Origin of the sequence: Pedobacter duraquae (assembly GCF_004362245.1) — a bacterium.
GTDB lineage: Bacteria > Bacteroidota > Bacteroidia > Sphingobacteriales > Sphingobacteriaceae > Pedobacter > Pedobacter duraquae.
The window spans coordinates 310,577-326,329 of record NZ_SNWM01000004.1 but is presented as its reverse complement, the minus strand read 5'-3'; the positions used below and the strand labels follow the sequence as shown (position 1 = coordinate 326,329).

Genomic DNA, 15,753 nt, shown 5'->3' with positions numbered 1-15,753 from the left:
TTTATAATCATCATGAAAAAATATATAACCATATTCGCATCCTTATCAGTATTGCTCTTCGCATTTTCATCATGCCGGAAAGCATTCTTAGAGGAAAAACCTTTTTCCACATATACACCATTGACGCTTACGGATTCACTTGGATTCGAAGCATCTTTAATTGGACTCTACAACCATACCAGCACCATATTTTCTTGGGCCGATCAACAGGGCTGGCCAAGCGTTTGGCAGGTTGGAACTGATGTCGCTAATGCAACCAACAACCAGCAGGGTATAGAAATTCCATACTATTCCTATGCAACATTAACGTCAACAGACAATGCTGCAGCACGCACATGGAACAGAAATTACATCATGGTTAACTTGACCAATACTATTATTGATGGAATTGAAAACCCAGCTACAACAAGTTTAAGTGCTAATGGCAAGAAAATGGTAAGTGCCGAGGCTAAGTTCTTTAGGGCTTATGCATACAATAATTTAGCTACCCTATTTGGTGGGGTGCCAGTGATTTCACACGCTTTGACGGGTCCAAAAACAGACTTTGTAAGAGCACCAATAGCAGACGTAAATAATTTTATCGTTGCAGATCTAGTCTTTGCTGCGGCGAATCTCCCAGATATTGAGGCGGTGAAAACTAACACTAAAGGTAAAATGTACGGCAGAGCTAACAAGTTCATGGCCATGCAATTGCTTACCGAAGTTTATCTTAGGATTGGCAAGCCTGATCTTGCCGAACAACAGGCACAGGCAATCATTAGCAGTGGCAAGTTTAGTCTGATCAAAAATCGTTATGGCGTAAAAATCAGTCAGCGCGGCGACTATTATTCTGATATGTTCCAGTATGGCAATCAGAGAAGGGCGCAAGGAAATACCGAGGCAATCTGGGTGTTGGAGCAAGAAAATCCAACGGTTGTTGTTGGCGGTATAACCGATAATCCGCAACAAAGACGCGTTTGGGGTGCTGCGTATTACAACATTGCAGGTATGGCACTAGCCGATTCGCTCGGTGGACGCTCTATTGCCAGATTGCGTTTAAGCAACTGGGTACTTTACGGGCTATATAAGGGAAACGACATTAGAAATTCTCAATATAATATCCGCCGGAGGTATTATTATAACGATCCAAATCCTACTTATGCAGCACGATATGGCAAACAGGTTCCGTTTACCGGACCAGACACCTTACTCAATATTTGTCCAAGTACAACAAAATGGGGAGCATTTGATCCGAATGATACTTTTGGATATGCGATGATTAAGGATTTTATTTTGATGCGTTTGGGTGAAACTTATTTACTACTCGCAGAGGCTCAGGTTGCACAGGGAAAAACCGCTGACGCCGCGGCAACGATAAACGTGCTCAGAACACGGGCTAATGCCGATCAGGTTACGGCCGCGGAAATGACCAAGGATTTTATTCTTGATGAAAGAGCCAGGGAGTTGATTGGTGAGGAGAATAGAAGAATGACGTTGATGAGAACGGGAACGTTAGTAGAACGTGCACTTCGACTAAACTCAAATGATGCGTCTAAGCCAATTACTGGTTTAACGTCAAAAGCTTTGCTTTTACCTATCCCCTTAAGTGAGATCCAGTTGAATAAGGACGCTGTGTTAACGCAGAATCCAGGTTATTAATAATCTTTTGGTTAGTTTTTCGGGTCGTCTTCGGATGGCCCGATCATTATTTAACTACAATTACTATATTACATATTTATATCTTCTCAAAATTATAACCCTATTGTATGCACAATCGTTTAGCCCTTTTAGTTAGTCTATTTTTTTTGAGCTGCTTAAACAGCGAGCCTATTTCTGCCCAGGAATCTTCTCGGGATTTTACCCCCGGTAAAATCTGGAAAGATAATAACGGTATGCACATCAATGCACATGGGGGAGGAATAGTTGAAAGTAAAGGTACTTATTATTGGTTTGGTGAACATAAAATTGAAGGAGAAATAGGCAATACGGCCCAAGTAGGCGTACATTGCTATTCATCAAAGGATTTGTACAACTGGAAAGATGAGGGAATTGCACTTTCAGTTTCGGATGATCTGAAAAGCGATATCGCAAAGGGGTGTATCCTGGAACGCCCGAAAGTGGTCTACAATAAAAAAACGAAGAAATTTGTAATGTGGTTTCATTTAGAGCTTTTGGGCAAGGGTTACCAAGCTGCCCGTGCAGGTGTAGCAACTGCCGATAAGGCAACAGGACCTTATACATTTATAAAAAGTTACCGTCCGAATGCAGGCAAACTCCCTTTTTATGCAGCAGCAACTCCTGAAAGTGAAAAAGTAAACTGTAATAAACCTGAAAATAAGAGTGATGGATTTTTCTGTCGTGATTTTCTGGGCGGGCAAATGGCAAGAGACATGACGGTATTTGTTGATGACGACGGTAAGGCATATCACATATTCTCATCCGAAGAAAACTTCACATTACACCTTGCAGAATTAACGTCCGATTATTTGGGGCATACTGGGAAATTTATCAGAATCTATATCGGACAACAGACTGAAGCGCCGGCTTTGTTCAAGAAAGATGGAATTTACTATATGATAGGTTCTGGTTGTACAGGTTGGGCGCCAAATCCGGCGAGGTGGTTTAAGGCTAAGTCCATTTTCGGTCCATGGGAATTTATGGGCAATCCTTGTGTAGGGCCCGGCTCGGATAAAACATTTGGTGGGCAAAGTACCTACGTACTTGCCGCTCCTGGCAAAAAGAATGCATTTATTTTTATGGCAGATAAATGGGAGCCTAAAAATGCAATCGATGGAAGGTATTTATGGCTTCCAATCCAGTTTGAAAATGATAAATTAAAAATCGAATGGTCGGACAAATGGAATCTGAGCTTGTTCAATCACCTGTCAAAAAGATGAAAAAAAATCTATTACTAATTATCTGTCTGTGCTGTTCGTTTAATAGTTTCAGTCAGAAAGTAAAGCATACTTTCGAACTTAGCAAAAATGACTTTCTGCTTGATGGAAAACCATTTCAGATCATCTCTGGAGAAATCCACTATCCCAGAGTTCCAAGAGAAGCCTGGCGGGACCGAATGAAGATGGCCAAGGCCATGGGGTTAAACACTATTGGAACGTATGTTTTCTGGAACCTGCACGAGCCCCAAAAGGGCAAGTTTGATTTTTCGGGCAATAATGATATTGCTGAATTTGTGAAAATTGCAAAAGAGGAGGGCCTTTGGGTAATCTTACGTCCTAGCCCTTATGTATGTGCCGAATGGGAATTTGGTGGTTATCCGTACTGGTTGCAGACAGAAAAAGGTTTGGTAGTACGCAGTAAGGATCCACAGTATCTGGAAGAATACAGAAAATACATCGACGAGGTAGGCAGGCAATTGGCGCCGTTACAAATTAATCATGGGGGCAATGTGCTTATGGTTCAGGTAGAAAATGAGTATGGCTCTTATGCTGCTGACAAAGAATACCTTGATATCAATCGAAAAATGTTCATCGCTGCGGGATTTGACGGAATTTTATACACTTGCGACCCTGAAGCGGATATTAAGGGTGGTTACTTGTCGGGTTTATTGCCAGCAATTAATGGTCAGGATAATCCTGAAAAAGTTAAGCAAATGATAGATAAGTATCACGATGGTAAAGGTCCTTATTTCATTGCCGAATGGTACCCTGCATGGTTCGATTGGTGGGGAGCTCCGCACCATACGGTCCCCGCAGAAAAGTACACCGGAAAATTAGATTCTGTTTTGTCCGCGGGTATTTCCATAAATATGTACATGTTCCACGGTGGCACAACAAGGGGTTTTATGAATGGCGCAAACTATAAAGATATTTCACCATACGAGCCTCAGATTAGTAGCTACGACTATGACGCTCCACTCGATGAGGCTGGTAATGCCACCGATAAGTTTGGACAGTTCAGGGCCGTTATCGAGAAACATCTTCCTAAAGGAAAAAGCTTGCCGCCTGTACCCGCATCAAAAGCAGCAATAGCGATCGGGCCTTTTAAGGTTAGCAGCAACTTCAGTTTGTTCAGCACTTTACCTAAAGGGGTAAAAAATGAGGAGCCCTTAACTTTCGAAGATTTAAAACAGGACTATGGGTACATGTTGTACCGGACAAAAATAGCTGGTGGAAGAAAAGGCTTACTTCAGGTTAAACAGTTGAGAGATTATGCAATAGTCTTTGTAAATCAAAAAAGAGTTGGCATCCTGGATCGGAGAACCCTTTTAGATAGCCTCGAATTACAATTGCCAGCAGGTGAGATTCAACTTGATATTTTTGTAGAGAACATGGGTAGAATCAACTTTGGCAAATACCTGCTCGAGAATAAAAAAGGTATAACAGAGCACGTGTTATTTGCGGGCGAAGAAGTGAAAAAATGGGAAATGTTCAGTTTGCCATTCAATGATATTTCTGCCTACACAGTGAAACGTTCTACCTCAGCAGAAGTAGGAGAGGGCCCGGTAATTAAAAAAGGTATTTTTAATATTTCAAAAGTTGGAGATACCTATTTGGATATGACAGATTGGGGTAAAGGTGTGGTCTGGATTAATGGGCACAATTTAGGGAAATATTGGTCAATCGGTCCCCAACAAACAGTGTATGTGCCCAAAGAATGGTTAAAGATTGGTAAAAATGAAGTTTCAGTTTTAGAGTTATTACAGCCTCAACAAAATCTTATGAAAATGATTAAAACGCCGATATTAGATAAATTGCAAAAACAATAACATGCGGATACAACTAACGATCTTACTGCTATCTCTGTCGCTTTATTCCTTCGCTCAAAAGAATGGACCATTGATAGTTTCAGCAGATAAAAGCATAGCTAAAATATCACCTTCAATGTGGGGGATTTTTTTTGAGGACATCAATTTTGCTGCGGATGGTGGTCTTTATGCAGAATTGATTAAAAATCGATCATTCGAGTTTACGAATCCGTTAATGGGTTGGAAGAGCCAGGGAAAAGGAAGCTTACTGGTGATAAACCAAGGGGCAGTCAATCCAAAAAATTCCCGTTATGTAACTATAGAACTTGGCCCCGGACCTTTTTATTTAACTAATGAAGGTTTCAGAGGAATCGGCCTGAAAGAAAACGAAACATATAAACTGTCGCTTAGCGGAAAATTACTTTCTGCTGCACAGCCAAAAATAACCGTACAGCTTTTAGATACAGCAAATAAAGTTATTGCTGAGCAACAATTAGCGAATTTTAAAAACGATTGGAATACCTATTCTGTAGAACTTAAATCTGGAAAAACAGTCGAGAAAGGAAAATTGCGTTTATTATTTCAGGGGAGCGGCACGGTTGGTTTGGATATGATTTCGTTGTTTCCGCTAGATACCTGGAAGGGGAGGCCAAATGGATTAAGGAAAGATCTTGTTCAAAAACTTGCCGATTTAAAACCCGGTTTCGTCCGTTTTCCAGGCGGATGCATTGTTGAAGGAAGAGATTTGGCCAACCGTTACCAGTGGAAAGAGACCGTTGGCGATCCATCTGACAGAAAAGTGATGATAAACAGGTGGAATACCGAATTTGATTATCGCGCTACACCTGATTATTTTCAGACTTTTGGACTGGGCTTTTACGAATACTTTCAGCTTGCCGAAGATATTGGAGCTAAAGCCCTACCGATTTTAAATTGCGGAATGGCCTGTCAGTTTAATACGGCCGAGGTTGTGGCCAATACAGAACTTGATCCGTACATTCAGGATGCCGTAGATTTGATAGAATTTGCCAATGGGGATACGACTACAAAATGGGGAACCCTACGTGCCAAAATGGGACATCCGAAACCCTTCAATTTAGATAGAATTGGTATAGGGAACGAGCAGTGGGGCGCTCAGTATATCGAAAAATATAAACTGTTCGAGGCTGTTTTAAAAATTAAGTACCCAGATATTAAATTAATTGGTGCTGCAGGGCCTTCAGCTGGGGGTGAACTTTTTGATTTTGCCTGGAAAAATTTCAAGCTCACTGAAGTCGATTATATAGACGAACACTATTATATGTCGCCAGGTTGGTTTTTGAAAAATGCCGGCCGTTATGATAATTACGATAGGAAAGGCCCGAAAATATTCGCCGGCGAGTTTGCGGCACATGATCGCGAAGGTAAAACTCCAGAATCAAGAAACACATGGTTTAGCGCCTTAACAGAAGCCGCTTTTATGACCGGTTTAGAGCGCAACGCTGATCTTGTACAAATGTCGTCCTATGCGCCTTTGCTTGCACATGTTGAAGCCTGGCAATGGCGACCTGATTTAATTTGGTTTGATAATTTAAATTCTGTGGCAACACCGAATTACTGGGTGCAGAAAATGTATTCCAATTTCAAAGGAACCGATGTTGTGGCTATTTTAAAAGACGGAAAAACCTTGATCGGCCAGGATAGCCTGTATGCTAACGCGGTAGTTGATAGTGGCAAGAATCAATTGATCGTGAAGATCGTAAACGCCTCTGGCGCAGACCGGGATTATAGCCTGGTAGTAGATACCAAAAAGCATATTGAAAAGATGGCAAAAGTATATTTGTTACAGAGCGATGTGATCTCCTCGATAAATAGTTTGCAAAACCCCAATGCAATTGTTCCAAGAGAGCTATCGGTTGTATTAAAAAATAACAAAACCGAAATTAAAATACCAAAATACAGTTTCAGCGTAATTGTTATGGATGTCAAGAAATAAGTAGGAACGGATCTTTGCAAAAGTTAATATCAGGGGCGTCAGTCTTGACTAAATATGGGAAAACTATAACCATTTATCTCAAAAAATGTATAGGCGCTATTATTGCTATGTTGTTTTCGTCAGAGGCAATGGGTAAATTAGCTTGTGACGTTTTGACTCGCAAAAGCATATAGTAACCATGTATGATCGTCTAAAAAATCTGTTGTCGCCGCTTTTTATTGTTTGCCTTGTGCTGTTAATTGTCAACGACTTTTTCCTGAAAGCAGCGTTTCATAACACGCTTACCGGAAAACTTTCAGATATCTGTGGGTTGTTTGTTTTTCCGATTTTCTGGTCGGTTGTTTTTCCTAAACAAAAGTTATCGGTCTTTATCTTAACCGGGGTAATGTTTGTCTTCTGGAAGAGCGAATATGCTTCCGGATTGATTGAAGTGCTGAATATGTTTAACATTCAGCGAACTATTGATCCTACCGACATGATTGCCTTGCCAGTGTTATTGCTCGCCTGGTTCCACATAAATAACCGCCCCCAGGTATTACCTGGTAATTCTGTATTGGCTCGCTTAGCAAGCTTGTTTATCGGGGTTGTTACTATTTTTTCATTCTGTGCAACCAGTCAACAACGGTATGTCCAATCTTTTGATCAGCCACAATATGTGCTGTTGCAGTCTTCCGTGATCCCAAATGCAAATTTATACGACGAATTTGATTTCTACAAAGTAGGATCGTTGCTTGTAGTTAAGGTAAATCAGGTGTATATCCTCAAACCAATCAGGGATGATGATTATAATAAAAACCGCTCGATTAAAGAACTTGATCAAGATGTTCTGGAGCGAATCGCAGACGGTGTAAGTCTGATTCCCAGGGGGAAGATAACCGCATTGAGTATCAGTACACCACAAGGTACAGACTCATTAAGGTTTAACGGCGGACGACTGGACGGCAGATTTAGCAGAACAAAAGGCGGGAAACGTATTATCGAGGGATTTTATAAAATGGGACAGGAAGATGCTACCTGGATCATCAACGATAGCAATAGTACTAATGTTATAGTACAAACATTTGTTAATGGGGAACGAACCAGCACTAAGCAGTTTGCTCAGCACAAGCTCATTTCTGCTAGGAAGATTAACACCCGTGCAGACACGATCAGGAATAAATATATACAGATTGGGATCCTGGTTTTGATTATGGTAGGCATTATCTTATTGTTGGTTAAAAATTACCGGAGGAATTTTCCTCAACAACTTAATCTTAAAAGAGTATGGAAGTGGTTATTGTGCTTCATCTCACCGATCTTTGTCTGGCTTTTACATACCGGGATCCGTGTGTTGCTAATGGATTTTAACCAGGATATTTTTGAAACGGTGGCCACCATTGTCTTTATTTTCATGGCGACTTGTCCTTTGATGTGTATTGTTGTATTCTGGATTAGATTGAGAAAGGAGATGGATATCTTTTTATACTGCTTGTTATTTGGTGTGTTGTGTAGCATATGGACAACCTGCGGCACACTTATCGAATTGCATAATTAGTTTCGAGCTTCATTTCTGTCGATCTAGTCAAATTTCGACTTTATCGTTTTCAATTCATTTACCATTTGGTAAAAAATATTGTCGCTTGCGTATTAGACTTATTTGTTAAGCCTTGAAAATGAATTGCACTCACAGAACCAGGGTTAACTAAGAATTACTGGGATTTCAAGACGAAAAGTGATGGTGCCAGCTGCAGATGATACGTTTAGACTACCGTTGTGTGCGTGTGCAATTTCAGAAGCGATAAATAAACCCAACCCTAAACCATGCTTGCCATGTTGATTTTTTCCCTTTGAGAAAGGTTTGAACAAATCAGCTAAAAACTCACTGGGAATAGGCTCCCCGTAATTTGTCACTGAAAGTTGAAAACTATCGTCTATTATTCCGGCACTCACGGTTACAGGCTTAGAGCTGTCTCCATGATGTAGCGCGTTGCTCAATAAATTAGAAAATAGTTGCGAGATACGGCGTGCGTCAACTTTGATGTGCTGATGAAGATTAAATTCTTTAATTATTGTAGACTGAGGCCATGCGAGTTCAATTTCGGCAATAACGATTTCCAAATATTCAATCGTGGGTTGTTCAGTCAGCGTTAATGAAATGCCTTCTCCCAAACGGCCTCGTGCGAAGTCAAGGATGTTTTCGATCATTTCGCGCATACGAAGGGATGAGTTCTGGAGGATTCTTCCTAAACGCTGAACCCGGTTATCTTCAGGCATCCTCAGCATGAGCTGAGCAACATTCTGAATGGCGGCTACTGGGTTGCGCAGGTCATGGCCTAATATTGCAATGAATTGTTCGCGCAATTCTGAAAGCTGTTTTTCTTCCTGTAATTGATGTTGGGAGTCTTCAATCTGATGGTAGACTCTACTTTAAGTTCTCCGCCGGGTATAAGACCAAAATTTAGCTTGTCGTGCATCGCACAGGTAATCAAGCGTTCTGAAGTTATTTGCGCAACGGCAGCAAATCCCATCCCTGTAGTGCGACAAATCATTTCCAGCATCTCCTCAACGATAGGTATGCGCTGAACGATGTCTAAATCCCTTTGAAAGTGCGGAGTCAGTTTTTCCATTGCGGTGTAAAGGTATCATTTTAAATGTTTTTAAGTTAGAAGTGAAATTAGAGAAATGTCAGTTTTTTGCTGATGAAAACTAATGTTTTTTAACATTTGTAAATTTTTAAACCGAATATTTAGGTCACCTTTAGCAAATAACATACGATATGAATTGGATAATATTAATAGTTGCTGGCCTGTTTGAAGTTGGGTTCACATCTTGTTTGGGGAAAGCAAAAGAGACCACCGGTAGCGAAATGTACTGGTGGTATGTCGGATTTTTAGTTTCGCTTGTGGTGAGTATGTTGTTGCTGATGAAAGCAACGGAAAGTTTGCCGATGGGCACAGCCTATGCCGTATGGACAGGAATCGGAGCCGTTGGAACAGTGTTAATAGGGATTTTTGTATTTAAAGATCCAACAACATTTTGGCGATTATTCTTTATAGTGATCTTAATCGGTTCTATTATAGGCTTAAAAGTGGTGTCTCATTAGACGATGTCATTTTCCGATATTCGCTCTGATTCTGCTAAGACTGACCTGAGTTATACCCAGGTAGGAGGCGAGGTGAATCAATTTTGCACGCCGTAATAAATCAGGCGATTTCTCCATTAGCTCCGTGTAGCGGTCGGCTGCAGATTTAACTTGCATAGTAATTAGCCTTTTTTCGGTTTTTATTAGTTCATACTCAACTAGCTTTCTTCCCCAGTTTGCGAGGTGGATATCTACATGATAGAGCTCCTGCAACTTGTCTGTCCTGATTTGATATAATTGAGAGTCGTCAAGTAACTCAATACTTTCGTAAGACCTACGATTAGCAACGTAATTTTCAATTGATAAAATCGTGTCGCCTTCTGTGCCAAACCAAAATGTCACACTATTTGATTCAACTTCTGAAAATGCACGAACAATGCCCTTCTTTATGAAAAAAACACTGCTCTCAATCTTTCCGGCTTCTATTAATACATGACCCTTCGGAAAATTCACTTCAACTATACAGGCTTGAAGTAAAATCCTTGATTCTTCAGGAAGGTCATAAATAGCGGAAATAATATCGTCTAAATTCATTTATTCTTTTTTCTTACGCTACAAAATTAATTGATAAAAGTAAACAGAATAGCCCAGCGATCCTTAAGGTTAACGTTTTTTCAACGGCATGAATAAATGATTTAAATCCACATGCCAAAGGCCTTGGAAGGGTAATAGAAATATTTTATCTTTAAATAAGTAAATCGTCTCATGAAAACAACTTTTCTAAACTGCTTTATTGTTTTAGCAATTTTATTAAGCGCTTGTAAACAAGGAAATTCTGATATTAAAACAGACTCAATTGCCAATGACGATACCGTCGCAATTGCTACAGAAGATATTTTGACTTCCGATGTGCTAACAAAGGATCAACAGGCGACCCTTAAGCCGATAGACGTGCTCAATCGTTTAAAACAAGGTAATGTAGATTTTACGAAGGATAATTTAACAATCCGTAATACAACAGAAAGAGTAAGGAAAGCATCGCTTGGACAATATCCTAAAGCAGTAATCCTTTCCTGTCTGGATTCAAGAGTACCGGTAGAAGACGTGTTTCATAGTGGGATAGGAAATCTGTTTGTAGCCAGGGTAGCTGGAAATATTATCAATGATGATATTCTGGGGAGTATGGAATATGCCTGTAAGGTATCTGGGGCAAAACTTGTCCTTGTGCTCGGCCATGAATACTGCGGTGCTGTAAAGTCTGCAATTGATGGTGTAAGGCTAGGGAATATAACTACATTACTTCAAAAAATAAACCCTGCAGTGATATCGGCAAAAGCCTCCTTCCATGGCGATGCACTTTCTTCTAATCCGGCTTTTGTTGAAGCTGTGTGCGATCAAAATGTGAAACTAGCTATTCAGGAAATTCTCAGCAAAAGCCCGATATTGAAAGAAATGCAGTCGAAAGGTGAAATCATGATTGTAGGAGGGGTATATGATATGAATTCTGGAAAAGTCGAGATGTTCGAATAGTATTTGATAAAGATGTCAATTCAGTTTACAAATGTTTTTGATCTGGTGCCTGTAGCCTATAATGTTGCAGGCATTTTTTTTCGATGCTAAAATAACTGAATTTTTTTGTGGTGTAAGGTTTTTCAAATAAGTGCTACCTATAACTTATAAATAGTATAATGACGCAGCAAGATAATTATGGAAGAAAAACCGTTCCTGCAACTAATATCGGATAACCAACGTATCATTGACAAAATTTGCCGGCTTTATCGGGATACTAAGGAGGACCGCCGCGACCTTTTTCAGGAAATCGTTTTCCAACTTTGGCAATCCATAGACAGTTTTAGGGGACAGTCCAAGCCAAGCACATTCATCTATCGGGTAGCCATCAATACCGCCTTGACCTCCTTTAGAAAAGACAAAACAAAAAAGCTGATTGATTACACTGATCAATTGCCAGAAATGGCCAATGAGCCTGAAGACAGAGACCTCGAAGCTCGCACGCAAGCACTTATCGCTGCAGTTAAGAAACTCAGCGAACCCGACCGCGCAATTATGGCACTGCTGCTTGACGACTTAAGCTATCGCGAGATTGCAGAGATTACCGGTACTAGTGAAAACAATATTGCCGTCAAAATTAGCCGCATTAAAGACAGAATTAGAAAAATTTTAAAAATATAGTGATGGAACTACAGGAAATGAAAGCACTTTGGAAGGTAGATAATACTACACCTATCTCGATAACAGAAATTGAAAAGATGACTTTAGAGAATAGCCATCCTATGCTAAGAAAGATTAAACGCCAATTATTGCTTGAGATGATCTTGTGGATCATCATCTTATTTGGTTATCATAACGCTTTTGACGGTGCTAAACGGCCAGGAGCCATTAACCTTATTTTTGTGGCTGGATTAGTTCAAGCTGTAGCCTATAATTTCGCAGGTTATTGTGCAGCCCGAAACCTGATAGCTGGCTCGGATCTAAGTACTTCGTTCCACAACTACTTGAAAAAACTTAGACGATTTAGATGGACAGCTATCTGTTCAAGGGCTGTGCTGATGCTGGGTGTCATTTTGTTTTTTAGTTATGGGTTGGAAATGCAGACCAAAAGAATAGTCGGAATCGCTGGTATCACGACGATGTTCGGAATCCAGTTACTCTTAATTTCCATGTCTTGGAATAAAAGGATCGAGAAGCTAGGCGGAATAGCTGAATCGCTTAAAAATTAAATGTCTAAGCACACCATGTAAACTTCCAGCTTCTCAGCGGTGAAAAGTAAAGTTTACATGGTATTACTGGTTAGAACTGAGTAAATTCTGACGTGACTTGAGTTTTCTTTGGATTTCGGCTAGTGCTCCTGTAGACCATAGCGCCCCAAGAATCAGCACGGGCTGGAAGAAAAGTCTAGTGCGTCTTTTATCGTCGGTATCTAAACCCAGCGCACTCCTGTGATTTTTATATTGTGCAATATTTCCGGGGAATACCAGCATGTAAAATATACCAAGAAACATGCCCATTGGTATGCGTTCCCTTTTCCAAAACAAGAGTGCAAGCCCCAGTGCAATTTCTACATACCCCGAGCTTACTACCGTAAAGTCCTTCGGTACCGGAACCCAGTCAGGCACCTGCGCACGGAAACCTTTTCGCTGAAAGGTAAGATGTGCGGTACCGGCTACTACCATGAAAATTCCCAGTGCAATCCTTGCGGTTTTTTGGAGTATTGATGTTGGTTTAACGTGTCTCATAGCTACGAAATTTTTGTGTTCGCTATCGTATTAACCCGAGAAACTACTATAAGTTTGCGCGACTGGAATTTTCTTTTCTCTAGAATCCAAATCCTTCCCGATTCCGCTTTTGAATAGCCTCTTCAGTTTTTGGAATCAAAACATCCATTCCGAAATCGACCACCTCGGCCTGTACCTGATCTATAAACGGCCTGAACTGATCGTTATATTCCCGAAAGGCTGCTTCGATGTCATCGCGATGTTTTTCAATTGCATCAGCTAGTGCTGCTGCTCCATCTATTGCCAGTGAACCCCCGCGACCGGCTGCAGGGGAGGCGCAATAGCCAGCATCACCAACTAAGGCTACCCGACCTTTTGTCCAGGATGCCATTTTCATCTGGCAAAGCTTGTCAAAATAAAAGCTGCTGGAATTTTCAATTTTTACCAATAGTTCCTGCGTGCGCCAGCCAGTGTTTTTAAAAGCATCCTGAATAATTTCACGCATCTGACCTTCGTTGCGGTAGTCGTATGGGATTTCCGGTTCCGAGAAAAAAGCAAGGCAGATATCTGTCTTATTGTTGTACGCATTCAGCATAACTGTTCTGCCCGGTTCGCTGTAAAGCTGTGTAGTATTTTCAGGGATCAGTAGTTCATCAACAATACTGATCGAAAAGTAAGTTTGCAGGAAATAAGAAAACTCTTTTTCCTCACCGAACCAATGTTTTCTAACCGCTGAATGGATACCATCACAGCCAAATATCAGGTCGAATCTCTGCACTGTCCTATTTTTAAAGCTAACCTCCACTTGGTCAGTCGTTTCTATCAATCCCGTGATGCCATCACCGAAAATGAACTTTACCTGATCTTTTACCGCATTGTACATAAGTTGCAATAATACATCTCGCTCAATTTCATACTCGGCGTCAACGTGTTCTTCCTGAGCTTTTTGATGGTACTCAAGTCTGAGGGTTTCATCGTTGGTACCTTTGAAAGAGATCGATTCCATTTGAAGTCGGTTGGCATAGATCTCATCAAATAAGCCCATACGCTTAACGATATCGATGGTACGGCCCATAATATTGACCGGAGTGCCACCCTTTTTTATTTCCTTAGCCATCTCCACGATGGTAACGTTATAGCCAAATTTGACCATCCAGTAGGCCGTAGATAATCCGGCAAAGCTTGCGCCTGATATTAGTATTTCTTTGGAATTTGCTGTTCTCATTTAGATCTCTTTTATTAACACAAAGAAACAGCGGAGATTCACGGCGAAATAGGTTTAACCTAAGTAATACTTGGACTAATCGCAGTTTTTTTGTCTGAAGGCCAAAGGAGAGATGCCAACGACCTTCGTAAAAAGTCTGGAAAAATAAGTGTAATCTTCATAGCCTAAACTAAGCGAAATCTCTTTGAGTGATTGTCCAGAATGGTAGAGCAAACGCCTGGCTTCCAAAATAACGCGCTGTTGTATGTGCTGAGATACCGCCTGTCCGGTAGCTGCCTTGACACACTCGTTTAAATAGGGGATGGAGATATGTAATAGATCCGCATAGTCGGCCGGACGTTTCAATTCTGTAAAATGACGTTCCAGGAATTGCCTGAAGTTTTTTGTAACAGCTTCTGCTCGCGTAGATTTGTTGGTGGGTTTTAATTGTGCATAAAACATCGCGATAACAAGCCCAACCACAGCATTGCCTTGAGCTTTTAAAATCGAAGTGTGAAGCTGATCTTTATTCCTTTCTGCAATTTTTGCACACAGGGAAAATGACTGCTCGAGTAACTGATGCGTTTCAGGTTTTAACTGTGTGGGTGCTGTCGGACTTATTTCGCCCAGCAATTGCAAATATTCTGATGTCAGTACTTCATTTGTGACAGCCAGGGCAGTGACAATAACATTTTCAAATCCGATAATGCGGTGTACCTGATCCGGATGCATATAAATAACCGCTGGAGCCGGTATTTTGTGGTATTCGAAATCAATTTCCATAACGACAATTCCTTTTTCCAGCAGGAAGAACGAATGACGGTCATGACGCTCCGGCTGCTCCCATTCGCCAAGTTCCGGCAAATCTTCAAAACTGATCCGTTCTATGGTGATACCTGCATTCGATTCATCGCCGAATTTGTTAACAGGTATAGCTTGATTTTTTCTGCGTTCGCTAGGCTTCACGTGATAAAGATAGCAAGGCGTTTAACTTAAATTTTATTTTGCTTCTTTTTTTATTATTACATTTTATATTTCACTGCGTCAATATGTCAAATATATTTTTTTAAATTTATTCCAATCATTTTAATCAAAAAAAATATCTATTTATGAAATTCACAAAATTAATGTTCGCCTTCGTTGTTTGTATGGCGCTGTTCCTGTCTGTTAGTGCCCAGTCTAACGTTGATTACTTTCTCGGCAAATGGAATGTTTTGATCCTTGGTACGCCACAAGGTGATGCAAAGGTGACCTTTAAATTCGAAAAAATAGATGGCAAAATTCAGGGCAGCGTGTTGGACTCCACAGCCAAAGAGATATCTAAAATTACTAATATATCAGAAAAAGATAAAACCATCTTAGGCGGTTTTAGTGCAAGTGGTTATGATTTGACGTTTGAATTGACTCCGGTTGATCAGGATAATGCCAAAGGGAATGTTATGGGCATGTTCGATGCAAAAGCAACGCGTATAAAGGAAGAAAAAAAATAAGGGCAACCTCAATTTTTCAAGATATCCTATTTACCTGATTAATTCAGCAAAACTCAAATCTACTTCTTGACCTGTGTTTCATTAATATTGTTTTATGCTTTTAGTA

Annotated in this window: 16 protein-coding genes; 10 read left to right on the top strand and 6 right to left on the bottom strand. The window is 40.5% G+C overall.

The features are described 5' to 3' along the window. Positions 1–12 precede the first annotated feature (12 nt). The 5 genes from CLV32_RS17005 to CLV32_RS16985 all read left to right on the top strand — a co-directional run bounded on the left by CLV32_RS17005 (position 13) and on the right by CLV32_RS16985 (position 8,193). On the top strand, positions 13–1,638 hold the full coding sequence (locus CLV32_RS17005) for a RagB/SusD family nutrient uptake outer membrane protein (RefSeq protein WP_133557716.1): 1,626 nt from the start codon (positions 13–15) through the stop codon (positions 1,636–1,638). A 146-nt stretch (positions 1,639–1,784) separates the two neighbouring features. Next, positions 1,785–2,876, top strand: coding sequence for a glycoside hydrolase family 43 protein (locus CLV32_RS17000; RefSeq protein WP_243732342.1), 1,092 nt, complete (start codon positions 1,785–1,787; stop codon positions 2,874–2,876). Next, a complete protein-coding gene (locus CLV32_RS16995; RefSeq protein ID WP_133557712.1) occupies positions 2,873–4,705 on the top strand; it encodes a glycoside hydrolase family 35 protein in 1,833 nt (610 codons plus the stop codon). Before CLV32_RS17000 ends, CLV32_RS16995 begins: the two co-directional genes overlap by 4 nt. Position 4,706: 1 nt before the next feature. Beyond that, a complete protein-coding gene (locus tag CLV32_RS16990; RefSeq protein WP_133557710.1) occupies positions 4,707–6,659 on the top strand; it encodes an alpha-L-arabinofuranosidase C-terminal domain-containing protein in 1,953 nt (650 codons plus the stop codon). A gap of 178 nt (positions 6,660–6,837) precedes the next feature. Further along, the gene (locus tag CLV32_RS16985; protein ID WP_133557708.1) at positions 6,838–8,193 is read left to right on the top strand and encodes a hypothetical protein; all 1,356 of its coding nucleotides are present in this window, start codon (positions 6,838–6,840) and stop codon (positions 8,191–8,193) included. A 143-nt stretch (positions 8,194–8,336) separates the two neighbouring features. Here CLV32_RS16985 and CLV32_RS16980 read toward each other — a convergent pair whose 3' ends face one another. Together CLV32_RS16980 and CLV32_RS16975 are read right to left on the bottom strand one after the other, a co-directional pair. Continuing rightward, positions 8,337–8,999: a sensor histidine kinase gene (locus tag CLV32_RS16980; protein ID WP_166641968.1), complete on the bottom strand. Its 663-nt coding sequence runs from the start codon at positions 8,997–8,999 to the stop codon at positions 8,337–8,339. Next, positions 8,972–9,265, bottom strand: coding sequence for a hypothetical protein (locus CLV32_RS16975; protein WP_133557704.1), 294 nt, complete (start codon positions 9,263–9,265; stop codon positions 8,972–8,974). The genes CLV32_RS16980 and CLV32_RS16975 overlap by 28 nt, the downstream gene beginning before the upstream one ends. A 149-nt stretch (positions 9,266–9,414) precedes the next feature. On the opposite strand from CLV32_RS16975, the gene CLV32_RS16970 reads away from it, so the two are divergent. After that, complete coding sequence (locus CLV32_RS16970; RefSeq protein ID WP_133557702.1) at positions 9,415–9,741, top strand: DMT family transporter; 327 nt, start codon at positions 9,415–9,417, stop codon at positions 9,739–9,741. Between the two features lie 6 nt (positions 9,742–9,747). On the opposite strand, the gene CLV32_RS16965 is transcribed toward CLV32_RS16970, so the two are convergent. Next, the gene (locus tag CLV32_RS16965) at positions 9,748–10,314 is read right to left on the bottom strand and encodes a Crp/Fnr family transcriptional regulator (RefSeq protein ID WP_133557700.1); all 567 of its coding nucleotides are present in this window, start codon (positions 10,312–10,314) and stop codon (positions 9,748–9,750) included. A 171-nt stretch (positions 10,315–10,485) separates the two neighbouring features. Here CLV32_RS16965 and CLV32_RS16960 point away from each other — a divergent pair, with 171 nt between their 5' ends. From CLV32_RS16960 to CLV32_RS16950, 3 genes are all read left to right on the top strand, one after another. Beyond that, a complete protein-coding gene (locus CLV32_RS16960; protein ID WP_133557698.1) occupies positions 10,486–11,250 on the top strand; it encodes a carbonic anhydrase family protein in 765 nt (254 codons plus the stop codon). A gap of 177 nt (positions 11,251–11,427) precedes the next feature. Then, on the top strand, positions 11,428–11,910 hold the full coding sequence (locus tag CLV32_RS16955; protein WP_133557696.1) for an RNA polymerase sigma factor: 483 nt from the start codon (positions 11,428–11,430) through the stop codon (positions 11,908–11,910). 2 nt (positions 11,911–11,912) lie between these two features. Next, positions 11,913–12,458, top strand: coding sequence for a hypothetical protein (locus tag CLV32_RS16950; protein WP_133557694.1), 546 nt, complete (start codon positions 11,913–11,915; stop codon positions 12,456–12,458). A 63-nt stretch (positions 12,459–12,521) separates the two neighbouring features. Here the strand turns inward: CLV32_RS16950 and CLV32_RS16945 are convergent, their stop codons facing one another. The 3 genes from CLV32_RS16945 to CLV32_RS16935 form a co-directional block, all read right to left on the bottom strand. Continuing rightward, positions 12,522–12,974 carry a DoxX family protein gene (locus CLV32_RS16945; protein WP_133557692.1) on the bottom strand — a complete coding sequence of 151 codons (453 nt, stop codon included), beginning with the start codon at positions 12,972–12,974 and terminating at the stop codon, positions 12,522–12,524. A 79-nt stretch (positions 12,975–13,053) separates the two neighbouring features. Next, positions 13,054–14,178, bottom strand: a complete 1,125-nt coding sequence (locus CLV32_RS16940; RefSeq protein WP_133557690.1) for an FAD-dependent monooxygenase — start codon at positions 14,176–14,178, stop codon at positions 13,054–13,056. A 75-nt stretch (positions 14,179–14,253) separates the two neighbouring features. After that, positions 14,254–15,123 (bottom strand): AraC family transcriptional regulator, encoded by an 870-nt coding sequence (locus CLV32_RS16935; protein WP_133557688.1) that lies wholly within the window; start codon positions 15,121–15,123, stop codon positions 14,254–14,256. Positions 15,124–15,266: 143 nt separating this feature from the next. Here CLV32_RS16935 and CLV32_RS16930 point away from each other — a divergent pair, with 143 nt between their 5' ends. Next, entirely contained in the window at positions 15,267–15,647 is a 381-nt protein-coding gene (locus CLV32_RS16930) for a hypothetical protein (protein ID WP_133557686.1), read from the top strand. Positions 15,648–15,753 lie beyond the last annotated feature (106 nt).

Excerpts from the sequence above, each read along its gene's own strand:
- CLV32_RS17005 (WP_133557716.1), top strand. The coding sequence starts at position 13 with ATGAAAAAATATATAACCATATTCGCATCCTTATCAGTATTGCTCTTC.
- CLV32_RS16995 (WP_133557712.1), top strand. The coding sequence starts at position 2,873 with ATGAAAAAAAATCTATTACTAATTATCTGTCTGTGCTGTTCGTTTAAT.
- CLV32_RS16990 (WP_133557710.1), top strand. The coding sequence starts at position 4,707 with ATGCGGATACAACTAACGATCTTACTGCTATCTCTGTCGCTTTATTCC.
- CLV32_RS16985 (WP_133557708.1), top strand. The coding sequence starts at position 6,838 with ATGTATGATCGTCTAAAAAATCTGTTGTCGCCGCTTTTTATTGTTTGC.
- CLV32_RS16975 (WP_133557704.1), bottom strand. The coding sequence starts at position 9,265 with ATGGAAAAACTGACTCCGCACTTTCAAAGGGATTTAGACATCGTTCAG.
- CLV32_RS16970 (WP_133557702.1), top strand. The coding sequence starts at position 9,415 with ATGAATTGGATAATATTAATAGTTGCTGGCCTGTTTGAAGTTGGGTTC.
- CLV32_RS16965 (WP_133557700.1), bottom strand. The coding sequence starts at position 10,314 with ATGAATTTAGACGATATTATTTCCGCTATTTATGACCTTCCTGAAGAA.
- CLV32_RS16960 (WP_133557698.1), top strand. The coding sequence starts at position 10,486 with ATGAAAACAACTTTTCTAAACTGCTTTATTGTTTTAGCAATTTTATTA.
- CLV32_RS16955 (WP_133557696.1), top strand. The coding sequence starts at position 11,428 with ATGGAAGAAAAACCGTTCCTGCAACTAATATCGGATAACCAACGTATC.
- CLV32_RS16950 (WP_133557694.1), top strand. The coding sequence starts at position 11,913 with ATGGAACTACAGGAAATGAAAGCACTTTGGAAGGTAGATAATACTACA.
- CLV32_RS16945 (WP_133557692.1), bottom strand. The coding sequence starts at position 12,974 with ATGAGACACGTTAAACCAACATCAATACTCCAAAAAACCGCAAGGATT.
- CLV32_RS16940 (WP_133557690.1), bottom strand. The coding sequence starts at position 14,178 with ATGAGAACAGCAAATTCCAAAGAAATACTAATATCAGGCGCAAGCTTT.
- CLV32_RS16930 (WP_133557686.1), top strand. The coding sequence starts at position 15,267 with ATGAAATTCACAAAATTAATGTTCGCCTTCGTTGTTTGTATGGCGCTG.